The organism is Halomonas sp. JS92-SW72 (assembly GCF_003547075.1).
In the GTDB taxonomy this organism is placed as follows: domain Bacteria; phylum Pseudomonadota; class Gammaproteobacteria; order Pseudomonadales; family Halomonadaceae; genus Halomonas; species Halomonas alkalicola.
In genome coordinates this window covers 1512709-1533058 of the sequence record NZ_CP032147.1, presented here as the reverse complement: position 1 = coordinate 1533058, position 20350 = coordinate 1512709, and the positions used below count along the sequence as shown (strand labels likewise).

General features: G+C 69.7%; 24 protein-coding genes. 16 read left to right on the top strand and 8 right to left on the bottom strand.

All coding sequences use genetic code 11. From position 1 onward, the window contains the following. The first annotated feature begins 5 nt into the window (after positions 1-5). Positions 6-578 (top strand): hypothetical protein, encoded by a 573-nt coding sequence (locus D1793_RS07205; protein WP_119021558.1) that lies wholly within the window; start codon positions 6-8, stop codon positions 576-578. 64 nt (positions 579-642) lie between these two features. Beyond that, positions 643-2019 (top strand): two-component system response regulator GlrR, encoded by a 1377-nt coding sequence (gene glrR / locus D1793_RS07200; RefSeq protein ID WP_119023614.1) that lies wholly within the window; start codon positions 643-645, stop codon positions 2017-2019. Between the two features lie 58 nt (positions 2020-2077). Here glrR and D1793_RS07195 read toward each other — a convergent pair whose 3' ends face one another. The 3 genes from D1793_RS07195 to D1793_RS07185 form a co-directional block, all read right to left on the bottom strand. After that, the gene (locus D1793_RS07195) at positions 2078-2731 is read right to left on the bottom strand and encodes a peroxiredoxin (RefSeq protein WP_119021557.1); all 654 of its coding nucleotides are present in this window, start codon (positions 2729-2731) and stop codon (positions 2078-2080) included. Between the two features lie 148 nt (positions 2732-2879). Continuing rightward, positions 2880-4262 (bottom strand): exodeoxyribonuclease VII large subunit, encoded by a 1383-nt coding sequence (gene xseA, locus D1793_RS07190; RefSeq protein WP_119021556.1) that lies wholly within the window; start codon positions 4260-4262, stop codon positions 2880-2882. Between the two features lie 161 nt (positions 4263-4423). Then, positions 4424-4981: a PRC-barrel domain-containing protein gene (locus tag D1793_RS07185; RefSeq protein WP_346426393.1), complete on the bottom strand. Its 558-nt coding sequence runs from the start codon at positions 4979-4981 to the stop codon at positions 4424-4426. 242 nt (positions 4982-5223) lie between these two features. On the opposite strand from D1793_RS07185, the gene guaB reads away from it, so the two are divergent. The 7 genes from guaB (at position 5224) to D1793_RS07160 (ending at position 10994) form a co-directional block, all read left to right on the top strand. Next, positions 5224-6693, top strand: a complete 1470-nt coding sequence (guaB, locus tag D1793_RS07180) for an IMP dehydrogenase (protein ID WP_119021555.1) — start codon at positions 5224-5226, stop codon at positions 6691-6693. Between the two features lie 93 nt (positions 6694-6786). After that, positions 6787-8364 carry a glutamine-hydrolyzing GMP synthase gene (gene guaA / locus D1793_RS07175; protein ID WP_119021554.1) on the top strand — a complete coding sequence of 526 codons (1578 nt, stop codon included), beginning with the start codon at positions 6787-6789 and terminating at the stop codon, positions 8362-8364. A 90-nt stretch (positions 8365-8454) separates the two neighbouring features. Continuing rightward, on the top strand, positions 8455-8757 hold the full coding sequence (locus D1793_RS19405; RefSeq protein ID WP_146209033.1) for a hypothetical protein: 303 nt from the start codon (positions 8455-8457) through the stop codon (positions 8755-8757). Continuing rightward, positions 8757-9035, top strand: a complete 279-nt coding sequence (locus D1793_RS19400) for a hypothetical protein (protein ID WP_162899932.1) — start codon at positions 8757-8759, stop codon at positions 9033-9035. The genes D1793_RS19405 and D1793_RS19400 overlap by 1 nt, the downstream gene beginning before the upstream one ends. Before the next feature lie 17 nt (positions 9036-9052). Then, entirely contained in the window at positions 9053-9898 is an 846-nt protein-coding gene (locus D1793_RS07170) for a CPBP family intramembrane glutamic endopeptidase (RefSeq protein WP_146209032.1), read from the top strand. Positions 9899-10005: 107 nt separating this feature from the next. After that, entirely contained in the window at positions 10006-10419 is a 414-nt protein-coding gene (locus D1793_RS07165; RefSeq protein ID WP_119023612.1) for a VOC family protein, read from the top strand. A gap of 98 nt (positions 10420-10517) precedes the next feature. Continuing rightward, entirely contained in the window at positions 10518-10994 is a 477-nt protein-coding gene (locus D1793_RS07160; protein WP_205527641.1) for a phosphate-starvation-inducible PsiE family protein, read from the top strand. Positions 10995-11017: 23 nt separating this feature from the next. Here D1793_RS07160 and D1793_RS07155 read toward each other — a convergent pair whose 3' ends face one another. The 3 genes from D1793_RS07155 to D1793_RS07145 all read right to left on the bottom strand — a co-directional run bounded on the left by D1793_RS07155 (position 11018) and on the right by D1793_RS07145 (position 13229). Continuing rightward, positions 11018-11233: a TIGR02450 family Trp-rich protein gene (locus tag D1793_RS07155; protein ID WP_119021553.1), complete on the bottom strand. Its 216-nt coding sequence runs from the start codon at positions 11231-11233 to the stop codon at positions 11018-11020. A 35-nt stretch (positions 11234-11268) separates the two neighbouring features. Further along, on the bottom strand, positions 11269-12267 hold the full coding sequence (locus D1793_RS07150; protein ID WP_119021552.1) for an NADP-dependent oxidoreductase: 999 nt from the start codon (positions 12265-12267) through the stop codon (positions 11269-11271). A 92-nt stretch (positions 12268-12359) separates the two neighbouring features. Further along, positions 12360-13229 (bottom strand): LysR family transcriptional regulator ArgP, encoded by an 870-nt coding sequence (locus D1793_RS07145; RefSeq protein ID WP_119021551.1) that lies wholly within the window; start codon positions 13227-13229, stop codon positions 12360-12362. 132 nt (positions 13230-13361) lie between these two features. Between D1793_RS07145 and D1793_RS07140 the strand changes: the two genes are divergently transcribed. Next, complete coding sequence (locus D1793_RS07140) at positions 13362-13979, top strand: LysE family transporter (RefSeq protein WP_119021550.1); 618 nt, start codon at positions 13362-13364, stop codon at positions 13977-13979. Between the two features lie 15 nt (positions 13980-13994). Here the strand turns inward: D1793_RS07140 and D1793_RS07135 are convergent, their stop codons facing one another. After that, a complete protein-coding gene (locus tag D1793_RS07135; protein WP_119021549.1) occupies positions 13995-14252 on the bottom strand; it encodes a hypothetical protein in 258 nt (85 codons plus the stop codon). A 225-nt stretch (positions 14253-14477) separates the two neighbouring features. On the opposite strand from D1793_RS07135, the gene D1793_RS19395 reads away from it, so the two are divergent. From D1793_RS19395 to D1793_RS07120, 4 genes are all read left to right on the top strand, one after another. Further along, on the top strand, positions 14478-14642 hold the full coding sequence (locus tag D1793_RS19395) for a hypothetical protein (RefSeq protein ID WP_162899859.1): 165 nt from the start codon (positions 14478-14480) through the stop codon (positions 14640-14642). A gap of 126 nt (positions 14643-14768) precedes the next feature. Further along, positions 14769-15182 carry a nucleoside diphosphate kinase regulator gene (gene rnk, locus D1793_RS07130; protein WP_119021548.1) on the top strand — a complete coding sequence of 138 codons (414 nt, stop codon included), beginning with the start codon at positions 14769-14771 and terminating at the stop codon, positions 15180-15182. A gap of 16 nt (positions 15183-15198) precedes the next feature. After that, positions 15199-15816 carry a LysE family translocator gene (locus D1793_RS07125; RefSeq protein WP_119021547.1) on the top strand — a complete coding sequence of 206 codons (618 nt, stop codon included), beginning with the start codon at positions 15199-15201 and terminating at the stop codon, positions 15814-15816. Positions 15817-15904: 88 nt separating this feature from the next. Continuing rightward, entirely contained in the window at positions 15905-17125 is a 1221-nt protein-coding gene (locus D1793_RS07120; RefSeq protein ID WP_119021546.1) for an EAL domain-containing response regulator, read from the top strand. On the opposite strand, the gene D1793_RS07115 is transcribed toward D1793_RS07120, so the two are convergent. Next, entirely contained in the window at positions 17065-18765 is a 1701-nt protein-coding gene (locus D1793_RS07115) for an acyl-CoA dehydrogenase family protein (RefSeq protein WP_119021545.1), read from the bottom strand. The two genes, D1793_RS07120 and D1793_RS07115, sit on opposite strands and share 61 nt — an antisense overlap. A gap of 115 nt (positions 18766-18880) precedes the next feature. Here D1793_RS07115 and D1793_RS07110 point away from each other — a divergent pair, with 115 nt between their 5' ends. After that, positions 18881-19426, top strand: coding sequence for an NUDIX domain-containing protein (locus D1793_RS07110; RefSeq protein WP_119021544.1), 546 nt, complete (start codon positions 18881-18883; stop codon positions 19424-19426). After that, a complete protein-coding gene (locus D1793_RS07105; protein WP_110068828.1) occupies positions 19423-20349 on the top strand; it encodes a MoxR family ATPase in 927 nt (308 codons plus the stop codon). The genes D1793_RS07110 and D1793_RS07105 overlap by 4 nt, the downstream gene beginning before the upstream one ends. Position 20350 lies beyond the last annotated feature (1 nt).

Sequence of the window (20350 nt, the reverse complement as noted above, 5' to 3'; positions counted from 1 at the left end):
CCCTCATGCGACTACGCCCCCTGCTGGCCTGTGCGAGTGTGCTCTGGCTTGCCGGCTGCGAACTGCTTCCGGAATCGCCCTTTGCCCAGCCGTCCCGGCCCGCGCTCAGCGCGGCGGCGTCGGCGGTCAGCGGCTGCCATGCCGAGGTGCCCGGCTTCGACGACAAGGCGTGCCTGCTGCATGACTGGGTGGCCTTCGGGCTGGTCTCCCAGCGTGGCGACCGTGCCTGGCGCGACGGCATGCTCACCCGGCTCCAGGGGAGCGCCAACGAGCGCCGCCTGGCCCGCGCCGTGGCGCTTGCCTGGGGCAACGAGCGCGAGTGGGACCAGGCCGCCGAGCTCTTCAAGGCCGACCTCGCCGCGGCACCGGTGGAGCTGCAGCCGCTGCTGCGCTACTGGCTGAACGAGCTGGAGGGGCGCCGCGCCATGGTCGGCCGCCTGGAGCGTACGCGGGGCGAGCTGGCCGATGCCGAAAAGCGCCGCGCGGCGCTGGAGGAGGAGAACGCCGACCTGGCCGAGAAGCTCGAGGCGCTCACTGCCATCGAGCAGAGCATCAACCTGCGACAGCAGACCGAATGACAGGAGAACGACCGTGAAACACGCGACCTCCCTGCACCAGCAGGCCCACACCCAGGGCGTCCGGATGGCGGGCGGCGTGGCGCCGGGCCCGCGCGGTTCCACCGGCCCGCATATCCTGCTGGTCGATGACGATGTGAGCCTGCTCAAGCTGCTGGGCATGCGCCTGGAGAGCCGCGGCTTCCGGGTCACCACCGCCGAGAGCGGCCGCGAGGCGCTCAAGGTGCTGGAGCTCGATCGCCCGGAGCTGGTCCTCACCGACCTGCGCATGGACGAGATGGACGGCCTGGCGCTGTTCCAGGAGGTGCAGCGCCAGGCACCCGGGCTGCCGGTGATCCTGCTCACCGCCCACGGCTCGATTCCCGATGCGGTCAGCGCCACCCGCCAGGGGGTCTTCAGCTTCCTCACCAAGCCGGTGGACCGCGACGAGCTGTTCGCGGCCATCGACCAGGCCCTGGCCCAGGCGCCCGGCCCTGCCCTCGAGGGTGACGACGCCTGGCGGGCCGAGATCATCACCCGAAGCCCGGTGATGGAGCGCATCCTCGAGCAGGCCCGGATGGTGGCCGGCTCCGACGTCAGCGTGCTGATCACCGGCCCCTCCGGCTCGGGCAAGGAGCTGCTGGCCAATGCCATCCATCGGGTGAGCCGCCGCGCCGGCAAGCCCTTCGTGGCGATCAACTGCGGGGCCCTGCCGGAGCAGCTGCTGGAGAGCGAGCTGTTCGGTCACGCCAAGGGGGCCTTCACCGGGGCGGTCAGCGAGCACAACGGCCTGTTCCAGGCCGCCGACGGGGGCACCCTGTTCCTCGACGAGATCGGCGACATGCCGCTGCCGCTGCAGGTGAAGCTGCTGCGCGCCCTCCAGGAGCGCCAGATCCGCCCGCTGGGCTCGACCCAGTCGATCCCCATCGACGTGCGCATCATCTCCGCCACCCACCGCGATCTGGATCGTGCCATGCGCGAGGGGGAGTTCCGCGAGGATCTCTACTACCGCCTCAACGTGGTCAACCTGCGCCTGCCGGCCCTCAAGGAGCGCGCCGAGGACGTACCGCTGCTGGCCAAGCATCTGGTGGCCAAGGCGGCCGAGCGCCACAAGCCCTTCGTCAAGGGCTTCTCGCCGGAGGCGCTCAACCTGCTGGCCGCCAGTGCCTGGCCGGGCAACGTGCGTCAGCTGGTCAACGTGGTGGAGCAGTGCGTGGCGCTGACCAGCACGGCGATCATCCCGGAGGCCCTGGTCTCCCAGGCGCTGATCGCCGAGGACAGCGCCCTGCCTACCTTCAACGACGCCCGGGCCGCCTTCGAGCGCAGCTACCTGATCAAGGTGCTCAAGATCACCGAAGGCAACGTGACCCAGGCGGCCCGCATCGCCGGGCGCAACCGGACCGACTTCTACAAGCTGCTGGGGCGTCATGAGCTGGAGCCCGGGGCCTTCAAGCCGGATCGCTGAGCTCCCAACGCAAGACCCCCGCCTCGGCGGGGGTCTTGCGTTGCGGGGAGGGGCAGAATCAGCCGGGCAGCTTGGCCTTGCGCAGGTAGGGGAAGACCTTCTCGATCTTGCCGAACTTCGCCTCGGCCGCCTCGTCGGAGAGCGACAGCGGCACGATCACGTCCTGGCCGATGGTCCAGTCGGCGGGGGTGGCGACACCCTGGCCGTTGGCGGTCTGCAGGGCGTCGAGGGCGCGCACGACCTCGGCGAAGTTACGGCCCACGTTCATCGGGTAGATCATGGCGAGCTTGAGCTTCTTGTCCGGGCCGATGATGAAGACGGCGCGCACGGTGGCGCTGTCATCGGGGGTGCGGCCGTCCGGCAGGTAGGCGTCGGCGGGCAGCATGTCGAACAGCTTGGCGACCTTGAGGTCCTCGTCGGCGATGATCGGGAAGCCCACGTCGCAGCCGGCGTAGCTGGCGATGTCGCCGATCCACTGCTTGTGCTCCTCCACGCCGTCGACGGAGATGCCGATCACCTTGGTGCCGCGCTTCTGCCACTCCTCATTGAGGCGAGCGACCGCGCCGAACTCGGTGGTGCAGACAGGGGTGAAGTCCTTGGGGTGAGAGAACAGGATGGCCCAGCTGTCGCCGATCCACTCGTGGAAACGGATCGGTCCCTGGCTGGTATCGGCTTCGAAATCCGGGACAACGTCGTTGATGCGCAGTGACATGGTGTGACTCCTCTCTACTGAGCGAATCGTGTGACCAGGGGGCACACGGCGGAACTCGGGTGCCTGGCGGTGGAGACCGGCGTCTCGTCTCAGGCGTCGAATGTCATCTTGGATATTATTTTAATGAATATCTATATTCCAAAATCTATCAACCCGATCGAGTCCTCTCCTGCGGTGTGGTGTCGCAGGCGTCGGTGCGGACCACCCTGAGGTCGAGGATCCCCTCGCCGAGCCTCGCGGTGAGCGACTGACCCGGCGCGGTGTCGGCGGCGCGGCGCACCACCAAACCCCGCTCATCCTCGAGAATCGCATAGCCGCGCCCCAGCACGGCCAGGGGGCTCACCGCCTGCAGCTCGCGAGCCACCGCCCCCAGCTGCTGGCGGTGGCTTGCCAGCTGTCGGGGCATGGCGGCGTGCAGTCGCGCCTGGGCCCGCGCGAGGCGCTCCCTGGCCTCCGTCAGGCGCCGTGCCGGCGCATGGGCGGCCAGGCGGGTCGCCAGCTGCTGCTGGTGACGACGCTCGGCCTCGAGGCGTCCGGCCAGGGCGCGGGCCAGCCGACCCTGCAGCCGCGTCAGGGCCTCGCGGCGGCCGCTCAGCACCTCGCCGGGGTGGCGCAGACGGGCACGCAGGTGGTCGAGCCGCTGCCCCTCGCGCTCCAGGCGCCCCTCGGTGGCCCGGGCCAGGCGAGTCGACAGCGCGTCCAGTCGGCGGGCCAGCTCGCGCCGGTCCGGCACCAGCTGCTCGGCGGCGGCGGAGGGGGTCGGCGCCCGGGCATCGGCGGCGAAGTCGGCCAGGGTCACATCCACCTCGTGGCCCACCGCCGACATCACCGGCAGTCGCGAGTGGAAGATCGCCCGGGCCAGGTGCTCGTCGTTGAAGGCCCACAGGTCCTCCAGGCTGCCGCCGCCGCGGGTGATCAGGATCGCGTCCCTGGCCGGGTCCAGCGCCGCCTGGCGATTGAGCAGCCCCAGCGCCGCGATCATCGCCGGGGCCGCCTCGCGCCCCTGGACCGGCACCGGAATCAGGGTGATCTGGGCCAGGGGCCAGCGCGCCGCCAGCACCGCCAGCACGTCGCGGATCGCCGCCCCGGTGGGGGAGGTGAGCACCAGCAGGTGGCGGGGCGGGCAGGGCAGCGGTCGGGCGTTGGCGAACACCCCTTCGGCGGCGAGCCTGGCCTTGAGCGCCTCGAAGGCGGCCAGCAGCTCGCCGACCCCGGCCGCCTGCACGGCCTCGGCGATCAGCTGGTAGTCGCCGCGGGGCTCGAAGATCGACAGCCGGCCGCGCACCCGCACGCGATCACCGTCGCGCATGGGCGCGGCCACGAAGCGGGCGCGGGTGCGGAACAGCGCACAGCGCAGCTGGGCCTGGTCGTCCTTGAGGGTGAAGTAGAGGTGGCCGGAGCTCGGCCGCGACACCCCGGAGAGCTCCCCCTCGACCCACAGCTCGCCGAGGTCCCGCTCCAGGGTCTGGCGGGCGCGGCGGTTCACCTCGCTGACGGAGAGGGCATCGGGGGCGTCGGGAGTGGCGGACATGGATTGGGCTCCTGGGGCGGCGTCATCAGCCTACCACGCCGCCGGTGGCGCGAGCCCCTCCCGGAGACGGCGCCGCCGGGCACGGGGCCCGGCGGCAAACCTGGCGGCGGCGAGCGCCGCGGCGGGTTGAGGGGAGGGGGCGCCTCAGTCGTCGGCGCGCCTCAGTCGTCGGCGCCCACCGCATCACGGGCGGCTTCCCAGGCCCGCTGAGCATTCTCGCGGGTGGTGTCCCAGGCGCGCTCGGCGCCCTCCTGGGTGGTTTGCCAGGCGCTCTCGGCGCCATCCTGGGTCTGCAGCCAGGCCTCACGGGAGCGCTCCCGGGCCCTGTCCCACCAGTCGTCGCTGTAGACCGGGTAGCCCTCGATCGCCTCGGCGCTGGCCTCGAGCATCACGCGGTGCTCGGTCTCGCCGTCGTCATCGTAATGGGTGATCAGGGTGAACTGGCCCGACTCGACGATGAAGTCGCGCCCGCCGAGTCCCAGAACGCTGCCGCTCTCGATTACCAGGGCGGTTACCTGCATCGCCTCGTCGAAGAGGATGTCCTCGACCTCGCCGACGCGCTCGTCGGGGTCGCTGGTCAGGTAGACATCGGCGTCGAGGATGTCCTCGGCGGAGTAGAGGCCCTGGGGCTCGTAGGCCGGCTGGGCCTGGGCGCCCAGGGTGAGGCCGCCGGCCAGGGCGGCGATGGCGAGGGTCAGGGTGGACTTCTTCATGCTCATGGTTCGCTCCTTGATCGTGCCATTTCCTTTGATCGATTCCCGATTCATGGCGTTACGCCCCCGCAGGGGATGACTCTCACCCTAGCGCAGCCACCGTAATCATGGGTAATGAATGGTTTTCTAGTGTTATGTGACCCTCTCGACAGGGCCCCACCCCCCGTGACGTTGCCCGCCTCGGGGCGTTATAATGGTTGATTAACTTCACGACCCCCTTCCCACCAGCTCACTGGGTGTTGCCGATTATGTTACGTATGGCCCAAGAAGCTCTTACGTTCGATGACGTCTTGCTCGTTCCCGGCTATTCCGAGGTCCTGCCCAAGGACGTCAGCCTGCGGACCCGCCTGACCCGCGATCTCTTCCTCAACATTCCCCTGGTCTCCGCGGCCATGGACACCGTGACCGAGGCCCGCCTGGCCATCGCCATGGCCCAGGAAGGCGGCATCGGCATCATCCACAAGAACATGACGATCCCCCACCAGGCCGCCGAGGTGCGCAAGGTCAAGAAGCACGAGAGCGTGATCGTCAAGGACCCGGTGACCGTGGGGCCCAAGGCCAAGCTGGCCGACCTGCTGGCCATGGCCAAGGAGCACGGCTTCTCCGGCTTCCCGGTGGTGGAGGGCGAGAGCCTGGTGGGCCTGGTCACCGAGCGCGACATGCGCTTCCAGCCCAACCACGGCGACAGCGTCTCCGACATCATGACCCCCCGCGAGCGCCTGGTCACCGTGCCCGAGGGCACCGGCCTCGACATCATCAAGGCCAAGATGCAGGAGCACCGCGTCGAGAAGATGCTGGTGGTGGATGACCGCTTCCACCTGCGCGGCCTGGTCACCTTCAAGGACATCGAGAAGGCGCGCACCTTCCCCCTCGCCGCCAAGGACGCCGATGGCCGCCTGCTGGTCGGTGCCGCGGTGGGTACCGGCCCCGAGACGCCGGATCGCGTCGCCGCCCTGGCCGAGGCCGGCGTCGACGTGATCATCGTCGATACCGCCCACGGCCACTCCAAGGGGGTGATCGACCGGGTGCGCTGGGTGAAGGAGCACTTCCCGCAGATCCAGGTGGTGGGCGGCAACATCGCCACCGCCGAGGCGGCGAAGGACCTGGCCGAAGCGGGTGCCGACGCCGTCAAGGTGGGCATCGGCCCCGGCTCCATCTGCACCACTCGCGTGGTCGCCGGTGTGGGCGTGCCGCAGATCACCGCGGTGGCCAACGTGGCCGAGGCGCTCGCGCCCTACGATATTCCGCTGATCGCCGATGGCGGCGTGCGCTTCTCCGGCGACCTGGCCAAGGCGATCGCCGCCGGCGCCAGCGCGGTAATGGTGGGCGGCCTGCTGGCCGGCACCGAGGAGGCCCCGGGCGAGGTCGAGCTGTTCCAGGGCCGTACCTACAAGGCCTACCGCGGCATGGGCTCCATGGGCGCCATGGCCCAGAGCCAGGGCAGCGCCGACCGCTACTTCCAGGACAAGGACGCCGGCGCCGAGAAGCTGGTGCCGGAGGGCATCGAGGGCCGGGTGCCCTACAAGGGCATGATGAGCGCCATCGTCCACCAGATGATGGGCGGCCTGCGCGCCTCCATGGGCTACACCGGCTGCCGCGACATCCAGGAGATGCGCACCAAGCCGCAGTTCGTGCAGATCACCGGGGCCGGCTTCGCCGAATCCCACGTGCACGATGTGCAGATCACCAAGGAAGCCCCCAACTACCGCGCGGGCTAGGTGCTGGCCAGCTAAAATCGCGGCGGGGCTGACCCCCGCCGCTCGTGTTTTTGGATTCGCTCGCTGCCTGTGGCGGCCACAGAGACCCTCTCAATGACCGACATTCACGCCTACAAGATCCTGATCCTCGACTTCGGCTCCCAGTACACCCAGCTGATCGCCCGCCGGGTGCGCGAGATCGGCGTCTACTCCGAGATCCGCGCCTTCGACATCACCGAGGCCGAGATCCGCGAGTATAACCCCAACGGCATCATCCTCGCCGGCGGCCCGGAGTCGGTCACCGAGCTGGGCTCGCCCCGCGCTCCCCAGTGCGTGTTCGAGATGGGCCTGCCGGTGCTGGGCATCTGCTACGGCATGCAGACCATGGCCGAGCAGCTCGGCGGCGCCGTGGAAGGTTCCAATATCCGCGAGTTCGGCTACGCCCAGATCCGCATCGACGAGCCCACCGCGCTGTTCCGCGACATCGCCGACCACATCGACCACGACACCGGCAAGAGCCTGCTCGACGTCTGGATGAGCCACGGCGACAAGGTGGCCCGGGTGCCGGCCGAGTTCACCGTGACCGCCTCCACGCCGAGCTGCCCCATCGCCGCCATGGCCTGGGAGGCGAAGCGCTTCTATGGCGTGCAGTTCCACCCCGAGGTGACCCACACCCTGCAGGGCCAGCGCATCCTCGAGCACTTCGTGGTCGAGATCTGCCAGGCCGAGTGCAACTGGACCCCGGCCCAGATCATCGAGGACCAGATCGAGCGCGTGCGCGCCCAGGTGGGCGACCGCCACGTGCTGCTCGGCCTCTCCGGCGGCGTCGATTCCTCGGTGGTGGCGGCCCTGCTGCACAAGGCGATCGGCGACCAGCTCACCTGCGTCTTCGTCGACAACGGCCTCTTGCGCAAGGCCGAGGGCGACCAGGTGATGGAGACCTTCGCCCGCCACATGGGCGTGAAGGTGATCCGCGTCGACGCCGAGGAGCAGTTCCTCTCGCGGCTCGAGGGCGTGGCCGACCCCGAGGCCAAGCGCAAGATCATCGGCAACACCTTCATCGACGTCTTCGACGCCGAGGCGGCGAAGATCGAGGGTGTGGACTTCCTGGCCCAGGGCACCATCTATCCGGACGTGATCGAGTCCGCCGCCGCCAAGACCGGCAAGGCGCACGTGATCAAGTCGCACCACAACGTGGGCGGCCTGCCGGAGACCATGAAGCTCAAGCTGGTGGAGCCGCTGCGCGAGCTGTTCAAGGACGAGGTGCGCAAGATGGGCCTCGAGCTCGGCCTGCCCTACGACATGGTCTACCGCCACCCCTTCCCGGGGCCGGGCCTGGGCGTGCGCATCCTCGGCGAGGTCAAGAAGGAGTACGCCGACATCCTGCGCGAGGCCGATGCCATCTTCATCGAGGAGCTGCACAAGGCGGACTGGTACCACAAGACCAGCCAGGCCTTCGCCGTCTTCCTGCCGGTGAAGTCCGTCGGCGTGGTGGGCGACGCCCGCCGCTACGAGTGGGTCATCGCCCTGCGCGCCGTGGAGACCATCGACTTCATGACCGCCCGCTGGGCCCACCTGCCCTACGAGCTGCTGGAAACGGTCTCCAACCGCATCATCAACGAGATCAGCGGCGTCTCCCGCGTCACCTACGACGTCTCGAGCAAGCCGCCCGCCACCATCGAGTGGGAGTGATCGCGCCCGCGAACCGGTAGGCTATGAAGGGCCCGCCATCGGCGGGCCCTTCGTGTATCTAGACTAGTCCTAAGCTGAATGAGCCATAAGATGAAACTCGAGGAAGCCAGAGAACAGCTCCAGTTTGCGAGAGAGCATCTGGAGAGCGTTCGCAATATCAAGAGTCATTCAGAGTTTAGAAAATGGTGGCAAGCTTTCAGAACCTGTATCAATACAGCGTGTAACTCTGCTGATAATATTCTCGATACCCTGGTTATGAAAAGGGAAGTCGTGTTCGCCAGCCAATCAATTTGCTACGCAGTAGGCGTCAGCCGGAAACTCGATATCTTATACAAGCTAGGAATGCATCTTTCCATAAAGTTGATCCGGTCTCTGAGGTTGAGCCAGGGCTGATGGAAATGTCGCCAAGAGATCCTGTTGAAGGTATCGAGATGCCATGTGGTGCAATTAAATACCCAGCTAGAACGCTGCTGAAAATTAAGGTAAAAAGCCCAGCGGTCAAGCTGTTGCCAGTCACTAATTGGAAAGTCACTTATCCGGTTCCACTGCGTGACCCTGAGCTTGGTGGTGAGGTTCATTCTGCCTTGTCACTCGGGGAGGTCTCTATCAATCAAGTTCAAGACGCACTAGATCGTGTGGAAGCGCTGATAGCCAAGCGGCCGAAGAGTTGATTTTCACGATTTAAGTAGTGAGAGGTCGCCTTTTGCTCGCCTTCGGCATCACCTATTCCCTCCTTCTGATACTCTTCGGCCTGTGCGCCGAGGCGCGCTGGCGTGTCGGCGGGGCGGTGGCCGTGCTGCTGATGGCGGGGCTGGTCGGGTATGCCAGCTGGCTCTTCGTATGGCTGGCGCTGGGCTATGTGGCACTGACCGCCTGGATGCAGACGCAGCGGTTGCCGCCCTGGCCGCAGGCGGCAAGGCTCGCCGTCTGGCTGGTGGCCAGCACGACCCTGGTGCTCCACGCCTTCCCCGGCTATTCCGGACTGATGCTGGACGAGGCGATGGTGTGGAAGGAGGGCAGCCTGCCCACCGGCTTCTACTTCAACCACGACAAGGTGCTGGTGGCATGGGCGCTGCTTGGCTGGGTGCCGCTGTTTGGGTGCAGCCTGGTACCGCACGGGCAGGTGCCCTGGGTGCTGTCGCTCATGGTAGCGGGTGGGGTGGGGCTCTTGATGGGGCTTGCCAGCCTGCTGGGGCTTGTCGACTGGCGGCCGGGCCTGCCCACCGGCTTCTGGGTGTTCGCTGTCGCCAACCTGCTCAACACCTGCGTGGCCGAGGAGCTGTTGTTCCGCGGCGTGCTGCAGCGCTGGCTCGCGGCCCGTTGGGGCGCCGCCCTGGCCCTCCTGGTGGCCAGCGCCCTGTTCGGCATCGCTCACCTGGCAGGCGGTGCCGCCTTCGTGCTGGTGGCCTTTGGTGCCGGGCTGCTCTACGGGCTTGTCTACCTCTGGACGGGGCGGTTGGTGTGGGCGGTGCTGGTGCACTGGGGACTTAACCTCACTCACCTGCTGCTGTTTACCTACCCCATGAGTGCCTGAGAGCCCCCGCGCCGACCATCTTCGATCCCGCCAAGCACCGCCCGGCCGCCTGCTATGGTGAGTTTGGGGCCGTGAACACGAGAGAGGAGTCGGCGATGGAACAGCGCATGAGTCTGATCACCCTGGGCGTCGGCGACCTGGCACGGGCGCGGCGCTTCTACGAGGAGGGCCTCGGCTGGCGGGTGGGCCTGGCGGTGGAGGGTGAGGTGGCCTTCTTCCAGCTCAATGGCCTGATCCTGTCGCTCTATTCCCGCGCTGCCCTGGCGCAGGATGCCGGCGTGGCGGAGTCAGGAAGCGGCTTCGCCGGCATCACCCTGGCCCACAACGTGCGCTCGGAGGAGGAGGTGGACGCCCTGCTGAGCGAGGCGCAGCGCGTCGGCGGGCGAGTGGTCAAGCCAGCCCACCGGGCGGAGTGGGGCGGCTACTCCGGCTACTTCGCCGACCCCGACGGCCACCTCTGGGAGGTGGCCTTCAATCCCGGGTTTCCCATCGATGCCGAGGGCAATACCCGGCTCGGCTGAGCTTGCCGCCAGGCTGATGCGCGGCATGGATTGACAGCGCCGCGCGGTCGGGCATCAATGGAGCCGACCCCGCTGGGGAGCTACCGGGAGAGGCGGCGATGGAACAGCATGACCACGACAGGCACCGCGGCCCTCAGCTGCTGCACGACGAGCTGCCCGAGGAGCACGAGGACCCGCTGATCCGGCGGCTCCACGTAATCATCCGCTACGCCATCAAGCTGCTGGCGGTGCTGATGGTGCTGGTGATCATCTGGGGCGTCCTGGATGTCATCTACGTGCTCTACACCAAGTTCATCTCCCCGCCGGTGCTGCTGTTCGAGGTCAGCGACATCTTCGTGATCTTCGGCGCCTTCATGGTGGTGCTGATCGCCGTCGAGATCTTCGTCAATATCCGCCTTTACCTGGGCACCAATATCCTGCCGATTCGCCTGGTGGTGGCCACGGCGCTGATGGCGATCGCCCGGAAAGTGATCATCCTGGATATCGCCACCGTCACCGCCATGGAGATGCTGGCGATCGCCGCCGTGGTGCTGGCGCTGGGGGTGACCCACTGGCTGGTGGGCAAGCAGGACTAGGCTTTGAAGCCTGGGGTGGGCGATCAGCGCCAGCCCATCCGCCAGGTGTCGTCATCCTTGAGCGCCTGCCAGGGCAGGGTGGTCTCGCGACGGGTGTAGACGGCCTCGAGGACCACCGCGACCACGTTATCCTCCTCGTCGCGCTCCAGCGCCGTCACCAGGAAGTGCTTCTCCTTGTTCCGGGGCTTCGCCGCGGTCCACTTGCTGTGGTGCAGCTTCTCGGGGTTGATGGCGTTCATGGCGTCGCTCCTTGGTTGCCGCCGTGGGACGCGGGTCAGAGCCGCACCAGCATCTTGCCGGTGTTGGCCCCCTCGAACAGCGCCAGGAACGCCTCCGGCGTGCGCTCGAGGCCCTCCTCGATGGTCTCGGCGTAGTCGATCTCGCCACTGGCGACCCGCGGGCCGACCTCCTCGAGGAAGCGCGGGTAGTCGGCCCAGTGGTCGAAGACGATGAAGCCCTGCATGCGCAGGCGCCGGATCAGCACCATGGCCAGGTTGCTCGGCCCCGGCGTCGGCCCCTCGGCGTTGTAGCGGGTGATCATCCCGCACACGGCGATACGCCCGCCGGTGCGCAGGGTGTTGAGCGCCGCTTCCAGGCAGATGCCCCCCACGTTCTCGTAGTAGATATCGAAGCCCTCGGGGCAGGCCGCCTGGAGCGCCTCGGTGAGCTGCCCCGCGTCGCGGCCGCGGTAGCTCACCGCCTTGATGCCGTGGGATTCCAGCCAGGCGAGCTTCTCGGGTGAGCCGGCGATGCCGACCACGGTGCCACCGCGGGCCTTGGCCAGCTGCACGGCCAGCGAGCCCACCGCGCCGCTGGCGGCGCTGACCAGCACGTTGTCGCCCGCCTGCATCTCGGCGATTCGGTTCAGACCCGTCCAGGCGGTCATGCCGGGCATGCCCAGCACGCCGAGGTAGGCCTGCTCGGGCACACCGATGCCCGGCAGCGGCTCCGCCTGGTCGCCCGGCAGCTGGGCGATGTCCCGCCAGCCGGCCATGTGGCGGACCCGGTCGCCCACGTTCAGGCGTGCATCCCGGGATTCGATCACCTCACCCACCGCGGCGCCCTCCAGCGGCTCGCCGAGTACGAAGGGGTCGATATAGGTCGTCACGCCGCTCATGCGGCCGCGCATGTAGGGGTCCACCGACAGCCAGGTGTTGCGAATCCGCACCTCGCCCTCGGCCAGGGCGGGCAGCTCGGTCTCGCGCAGCTCGAACAGCTCGCGCCCCGGCGTGCCCTGGGGGAAGTCGTTGATGGTGAAGTAGCGTGACTGCATGGTGCCCTTCCTTTGCGTGACGGGGAGTGGGCCAGTCTAGGCCAGGGGGAGGTGCCCGGGTCAATCTCGAGGGGCCACCCGATGGCTCGGCCTCAATGCAGCCGTACCTTGTCGAGGGCCGCGGTCAGGCGCTCGATCAGCTCGCCGCTGTGGCGCCAGAAGTGCCAGTAGAGCGGCACCTCCAGCACCCGGCCGGGGGCGATGCTGACCAGTTCGCCCCGGGCCACCCACTCCTCGGCCTGCATCAGCGGCATCATGCCGTAGCCCATGCCGGCACGGGCCAGGCGCACGAAGCCCTCCGAGGAGGGGCAGAGGTGGAAGGGGAAGGCGCCGCGGTAGCCGCATTGGGCCAGGAAGCGGTGCTGCAGCCGGTCGTGGGGGCCATAGACGATGGCCGGCGCGTGGCGAAACGCCTCGGGCGTGGGCCCCGCCGGCAGGTACTGCTCGCGGTAGGCGGGCGTGGCCAGCGGGTGGTAGGTCATGGTGCCCAGCGCCACGCAGCGGGCCCCGGCGATCGGCTGGGGGCTGGCGCACAGGCAGGCGGCCACGTCGCCGTCGCGCAGGCGCTTCAGCCCCACGTCCTGGTCCTCCACCACCAGGTCGATCAGCAGGCCCTCCTCCCAGCAGAGCGGCCCCACCGCCTCGGCCCACCAGGTGGCCAGGCTGTCGGCATTCACCGCGATGCGCAGCCGTGGCGAGGCGCTCTCCAGGGTGGGCAGCGCCCGGCGCAGGTCGCGCTCCAGCAGCTGCACCTGCTGGAAGTGGTTGAGCAGCCGCCGGCCGGCCGGGGTCGGGGCCAGGGCGGGGGCGCGGACCAGCACCGGCTGGCCCAGGCGCACCTCCAGCGCCTTGATGCGCTGGGAGACGGCCGACTGCGAGAGCCCGAGGGCGATGCCGGCGCGCTCGAAGCCGCCGCACTCCACCACCGCCGCCAGCGCCTCGAGCAGCTTGTAGTCCAGCATGGTGGCTCGGGCCTCGAAGGGGGGTGTCCTCATCATAAGCAGAACTGATGAGCCATTAACAGGATGATTTTTGCGTATCTCGGGCGCGGGATAGTCTGGCCGCCATTCGACACCGATGGCGGAGGAGAGACGATGCTGGAGAGCTACCTGACGGGCCTGCTGGTCTGTGGCGGGATCATCATGGCGATCGGGGCGCAGAATGCCTATGTGCTGGGACTGGCCACGCGGCGCCACTACCACTGGTGGTCGGCAGGGCTGTGCATGGCCGCCGACCTGGCCCTGCTGACGCTGGGCGTGTTCGGGGTGGGGGCGCTGCTGCTGGCCATGCCGGCCACGCTGGAGACGATGCGCTGGGCGGGGGTGGCCTTCCTGGGCTGGCTGGCGTTCCATGCGCTGCGCCGGGCGCTGACCGGGCGCCAGGGGCTGGGCCTGGCCGGCGGCGAGGTGCGCGGCCTGCGTCAGGTGGTGCTGGTGACCCTGGCGGTGACCCTGCTCAACCCCCAGGTCTATCTCGACACGCTGCTGCTGATTCCGGCGGTGGGGGCGCAGCAGTCCAGTGCGGCCACCTTCCTGGCCGGGGCGGGTACGGCATCGGTGCTGTGGTTCAGCCTGCTGGCCTGGGGTGGGGCGGCGCTGTCGACCTGGCTGTCGCGGCCGCTGGCCTGGCGGCTGATCGATGGGGCCATCGGCCTGATGATGGCCGCCATCGCCCTGCGGCTCGCCCTGGGCCAGGGGTTTCCGGCGGCCTGACGGTGAGAGAGAGGGCTACCCGAGGCCGCGGCTCAGCAGGTCGTCGGCCACGGCGCGGGAGGCCTGGGCAAACTCGATGCGTGCCGCGCCCAGCGCGCTGAGGTCGCGGGAGTCGCTGTCGCGCTCCAGGCGGTCGAGCAGCGCCTTGGCCTGGGCCAGGCGGCGGGCGAGGGCGGTATCGAAGACCAGGCAGGCGTCGGGAACCTCGGGGTCGGCGAGCGGCTGGTCGATCAGTTCGGAGGACAGTGACGGGGGACAGGGTATGGCGTCCATGGACAGCATCCTGAGAGCACGGTAGACCCGGGGGGGCCGGGGAAAGGCGAATGCCTTTGATCATATCCATAGTGCCGAATGGCCGGCGCTGTCAATCCTTGCCGAGAGGCCGGCGTCGTCGAGTGGCGCTGCTGTCCGGAGACGCCGGGGTGGGAGGCGGTTGCAGGGCTCGCGCGCTGGGCCCATGCTGGGGGGATGGCAGTCGGGCCAGTCAGGGAGCGTGTCATGGGTGTGAAGGGATTTGCCGGGGGCTTGATCGCGCTGGGCGTGGTGCTGGGGCTATACGGCTGGCGGGCCTGGAACCCGGTCGCCTTCGTGGGGCTGGCCCTGGCCGTGGTGGGGGCGGTGGTGCTGGCCACCGGGCGTCGCGGCCCGGGCGAGGGGACCTGACAAGCCGCCTCATTGGGCTTATGATGGTCCGAGTCGACAGTCCTTCCCCCCTTCGGGGGTGGAGGGCTGTTTTTATTGGATGGCCCAAGGCTTTCTCTCTGCGTTGACGGGTTATCAGGAGGTCGTATGTCACCCCGCCCCCCCATCATCATCAATCGCCTCGATGCCGAGCGCCTGCAGCGCCTGATCGACGAGGCCAGCGACAAGGATCTGTTCGTTGCCGAGGCCCTCGAGGAGGAGCTCGAGCGCGGTGAGGTCGTCGATCCCGAGGAGATCCCCGAGGACGTGGTCAGCATGAACAGTCGGATCCAGTTCACCGACCTGACCCGCAACCGCCAGATGATCCGCACCCTGGTCTACCCGCACGCCCTGGCCACCACCGAGGATGGCATCTCGGTCATGGCGCCGGTGGGTGCCGGGCTGATCGGGCTGCGCATCGGCGATGTGATCGACTGGCCGCTGCCGGATGGTCACGAGGTACAGCTGCGCGTCGATGCCATCTTCTGGCAGCCGGAGCGCGAGAAGCAGTTCCACCGCTGAGAGGCCGCCTTCCACCATGCCGTTTTCCCTGTGGCTCTCCCTGGCGGCGGTGTGTGCCATGGGCGCCATGTCGCCGGGCCCCAGCCTGGCTCTGGTGCTGCGCCATACGCTGGGCGGCGGTCGCGCCCCGGGGGTGGTGGCCGGGCTCTCCCATGCGCTGGGCGTGGGCCTCTATGCACTGCTGACGGTGTGGGGCCTCGGCGCGCTGATCGTGCGTCAGCCGACGCTGTTCCAGGCGATCACCTGGGCCGGCGCGGCCTACCTGGCCTGGCTCGGCCTCAAGGCCCTGCGTGCCGGCCGCACCGGCCCGCTGGAAGCCGGGGCGGTGCCCACCACCCGGCGCCAGGCGGCCCGGGAGGGCATGCTGGTCGCGCTCGGCAATCCCAAGCTGATCCTCTTCTTCATCGCCCTGCTCAGCCAGTTCGTCACCCCGGACATGAGCCTGGCCGCCAAGGCAGTGATCGTGCTCACCGCGATGATCATCGACGGCGCCTGGTACGTGATGGTGGCGGTGGGGCTCTCCCACTCGCGGGTGCTGCCCTGGCTGCAGGCGCGCTCCCACTGGGTCAATCGCATCACCGGGGTGCTGCTGTTGGCCCTGGCGCTGCGCGTGGTGGCCGGGCCGCTGGCGTAGGCAACGTTGATGCCGGTCATCATACCTGTCGTGTGACTTTCATCAGGCGGTGTTACGCTCTGGTTACTTGTTGACCGGAATCCCGCCGATGTACGACTCCTCGCCTGCACCACTCGCGCTGGTCCTGGAGGCCGACCCGGACGTCGCCGCCGTGCTTTCTCTGCAGTTCGAGGTACTGGGTCTGGAGACCCGCTACTTCCAGCAGTCGACCGCGCTGCTTGCGGCGGTGGCCGCGCGGCCGCCGCGCCTGGTGGTGCTGGGGCTGGAGTTCGGCAGCGAGGACGGTTTCGCCCTGCTGCGCCACCTGGCGGCGACCGGCTACCGCGACTGGGTGCTGCTGCTCTCCGGGGTCGAGCGCAAGATCGCGCGGATCGCCGAGCGGGTGGGACATACCCTCGGCCTGCAGATGCTGGGCTGCCTCGACAAGCCGATGCGGCTCTCCGAGCTGCGCCGCTGCCTGGACAACCTGAGGGTGGGCTGCCGGGCGCCGCTTGAGGCGCGAGGCGAGCCGCTGTTCAGCGCCGACGATCTCGAGCAGGCCTTCATCCGGGACGAGCTCACCCTTCACTACCAGCCCCAGTTCGAGCTCGCCACCGGCCGGCTCAGCGGGGTCGAGGCGCTGGTGCGCTGGGCCCATCCCGCCCTTGGCCTGATCGGCCCGGCCAGCTTCCTGCCCCTGCTCTCCCTGGACCAGGGCAAGCGCCTGACGCGCCACGTGCTGGCGCGGGCCCAGGCCGATGCGTCCGCCTGGCTGCGCGAGGGGGTCTCGGCATCGGTCTCGGTCAACGTGACCGCCGATGACCTGATGTGCCCGGACCTGTTGGAACTGGCCTGCCTGCGCTCCCCCGAGGACCCGCCCCTGGTACTGGAGATCACCGAGACCGCCGCCATGCAGGATGAGCTGCTGGGCAGCGAGGTGGCGGCGCGGCTCTGCCTGGGGGGGCTCGAGGTGTCGGTGGATGACTTCGGCATCGGCTTCTCGTCACTGGCGCGGCTGCAGATGCTGCCGATCAGTGAGCTCAAGGTGGATCGCAGCTTCGTGCAGCATCTCCAGGAGGAGTCCCAGGACGCGGCCATCGTCGAGGCGGTGGCCCTGCTGGGTCGACGCCTGGGCATCCGGGTGGTGGCCGAGGGGGTCGAGGATCCGGCCAGCCTGACGCTCCTCGACCGCTTCGGCTGCACCCACGTGCAGGGCTACGGGCTGGCTCGGCCGATGCCGGCCGAGGCAATCCTCGAGGTGGGGTCGACTCAGGACTCGATGCGTGCCAGCAGCGCCTTGCAGGGCGAGCCGCTGGGCAGCACGCCGTAGGCGGGACTGGCCTCGTCGCCCAGTCGGGTGGCGCAGAAGGTATCGGCCACCTCGCTCGGCGCGTGCTGCACCAGCAGCGCTGCCTGCAGGCACTGAGCCAGGCGCTGGGTGAGCCAGCGGGCGCGGGGTTCCAGCCCCTCGGCGGGCCCGGCCAGCAGTCGCTCCAGCTCGGTCAGGGCGGCGTCCAGTCGGCGATCCTCGCCCCGGGCGGGCGCCATCGCCTGCCAGCAGGCGGCCAGCGCCTCGGGGTGGCGGCCCAGCACCCGCAGCACGTCCAGGCAGATCACGTTCCCCGAGCCCTCCCAGATCGAGTTGACAGGCGCCTCGCGGTAGAGCCGCGCCAGCGGCGACTCCTCCACGTAGCCGATGCCGCCCAGGCACTCCATGGCCTCGGCCATGAAGCCGGGGCCGCGCTTGTTGTGCCAGTACTTGGCCAGTGCCGGCAGCAGCCGGGCCAGGGCGCGTTCGTTCTCGTCGCCGCGGGCGGCGCCGTCGAAGGCCCGGGCGGCACGCATCACCAGGGCGAGGCCCGCCTCCACCTCCAGGGCCAGGTCGGCAACCACCGCCTGCATCAGCGGCTGCTCGGCCAGCGCCCGGCCGAAGGCGTGGCGCTCACGCACGTGGTGCCAGGCCACCCGCAGCGCCTGGCGCATCATGCCGACCGGCGCGGTGGCGGCGTCGAGGCGGGTCTGCTGGACCATCTCGAGGAGGGTGGCAATGCCGCGCCCCGGCGCGCCGATGGGCTCGGCCCAGGCGCCGCGGTACTCGATCTCCGCCGAGGCGTTGGCGCGGTTGCCGCACTTCTCCTTGAGCCGCTGCAGCTCGATGGCATTGCGCTCCCCGTCGGGGGTGAAGCGCGGCACCAGGAAGCAGCCGAGCCCGTCGTCGGTCCGGGCCAGGGTCAGGAAGGCGTCGGACATCGGCGCGCTGCAGAACCACTTGTGGCCGGTGAGCCGCCAGCCGTCGTTGCTGGGCTCGGCGTGCGTGGCGGCGAGGGATTCGGCTCGCGTGGCCGCGAGGGGGGCGGCTCGCGTGGATGTGGCGCGCAGATCGCTGCCGCCCTGCTTCTCGGTCATCGCCATGCCGAAGGTGAGCCCGCTCTTCTCGGTGGCGGGCAGGGCGCGCGGGTCGTAGTCCCAGGCCAGCAGCCCCGGCGCCCAGCGCGCCTGCGCCCGGCGGGAGTGGCGCAGCACCGGCATGGCCGCGTGGGTCATGGTCACCGGGCAGCAGAACCCCGGCTCGGCCTGGGTCAGCAGGTAGAGGGCCGCCACGTGGGCCTGGTGGCCGCCGCGGCCCTCCTCCTGCCAGGCCACGGCGTGCCAGCCGCGGTCGATGGCCAGGTGCATCAGCTCGTGGTAGGCGGGGTGGTAGCTGACCTCGTCGAGGCGCCTCCCGTGGCGGTCGAAGAGCCGCAGCGTCGGCGGGTGTCGGTCGGCGGCCTCGCCGAGCGCCTGGATGCGCTCGCTGCCGGCCTCACGGCCCAGCGGGGCCAGCCGGCGGGCGACCCAGTCCGGCGCCTCCCGGGCCAGGGCCTCGCGCAGCGGCGGGTCGTCGCCCAGCAGGTCGTGGTCGCCGCCTGGCGCGGGCTGGTTGGTCACCCGATGGGTGGCCAGCCGGGTGCGGGGAGCGTGGTCGGACATGGCACACCTCCAGCATCGCAGGGGTGTCCTGAGCATGGTGGGCCCGCGGGGTCCGGTCAACGTGACGCCGCGGCGCCGACTGGGTAGGCTTGGGGCATTTCCCCGGGAGATGCCCATGACCGACGCCCTTCGCGACGAGCCGCTGCCGACGCCGCACGTCGCCCGCGAGCGCATCCAGCTGGTGGATGCCCGCAATCGCCCCTGCGGCAGCGCCTGGCGCGCCCAGATGCGGCGCTTCCGCTTCTGGCACCGGGCCACCTACATCGTGGTGCGCAACGCCCGCGGCGAGATCTGCGTGCAGCGCCGGACTCTCACCAAGGAGGTCTTCCCCGGTGGACTCGATCTGGCCGCCGGCGGCGTGGTGGGCGCCGGCGAGGCCGAGCACCTGGCGGCACGCCGTGAGCTGGCCGAGGAGCTGGGCATCCGCGGCGTGCCGCTGCGCCCGGCCGGCGGCTTCATCCACGCCGAGGGAGGCCACCATATCTTCGGCAGCCTGTTCCTGGTCGACCACGACGGCCCCCTGGCGCTGCAGGCGGAGGAGGTGGCCGAGGTCTTCTGGCGGCCGCCCGCCGAGGCCCTCGCGCTGCCCGGGGTCACCCCGGACACCCGCCAGGCGCTGCAGGTGCTGATCGAGACCGGCCTGCTGGAGGCCGCACCATGAACCGCCCGGCCCGGCTGGGCGAGCTGGAGGCCGTGGTAGCGGCCCTGGAAGGGGTGGTGCTCGGCAAGTCCCGGGAGGTGCGCCTGGCGCTGTGCTGCCTGCTGTGCCGCGGCCACCTGCTGATCGAGGACCTGCCGGGGCTCGGCAAGACCACCCTGGCCCAGTCCCTGGCGCGGGTCACCGGGCTCGACATGCAGCGCCTGCAGTTCACCAGCGATCTGCTGCCTGCCGACGTGCTGGGGGTCTCGGTGTTTGACCCCCGTGAGGCGCGCTTCACCTTCCACCCCGGGCCGATCTTCCACGGCCTGGTGCTGGCCGACGAGATCAACCGCGCCACCCCCAAGACCCAGAGCGCCCTGCTCGAGGCCATGGAGGAGGGGCGGGTGACCGTGGAGGGGGAGACCCGGGCGCTGCCCGATCCCTTCTTCGTGATCGCCACCCAGAACCCCCAGGAGCAGGCGGGCACCTTCGCCCTGCCGGAATCCCAGCTCGACCGCTTCCTGATGCGCCTCTCCCTGGGCTATCCGGACCGCGGCGCCGAGCGCGAGATCCTGCGCGGCCGCGCCGGGCGCGTGCGCCTCGACCGCCTGCCGGTGCTGCTGGACGCCGAGCGCCTGCGCGCCTGGCAGGCGCGCCTGGACGACATCCACGTCGCGGATGCGCTGCTCGACTATGTCCAGGCGCTGGTGGCCGCCAGCCGTGACCACCCAGAGCTGGCCTGGGGGCTCTCCACCCGTGGCGCCCTGGCGCTGCTGCAGGCGGCCCGCGGCTGGGCGCTGCTCGAGGGGCGCGACCACGTGCTGCCCGAGGACGTCCAGGCGGTATGGGGGCCGGTGGCGGGCCACCGCCTCAGCAGCGGCCGGCGCGAGGAGGGCGAGGCCCTGGCGCGCCATCTGCTGGCGCGCGTGCCGGTGGCGGGCTGAG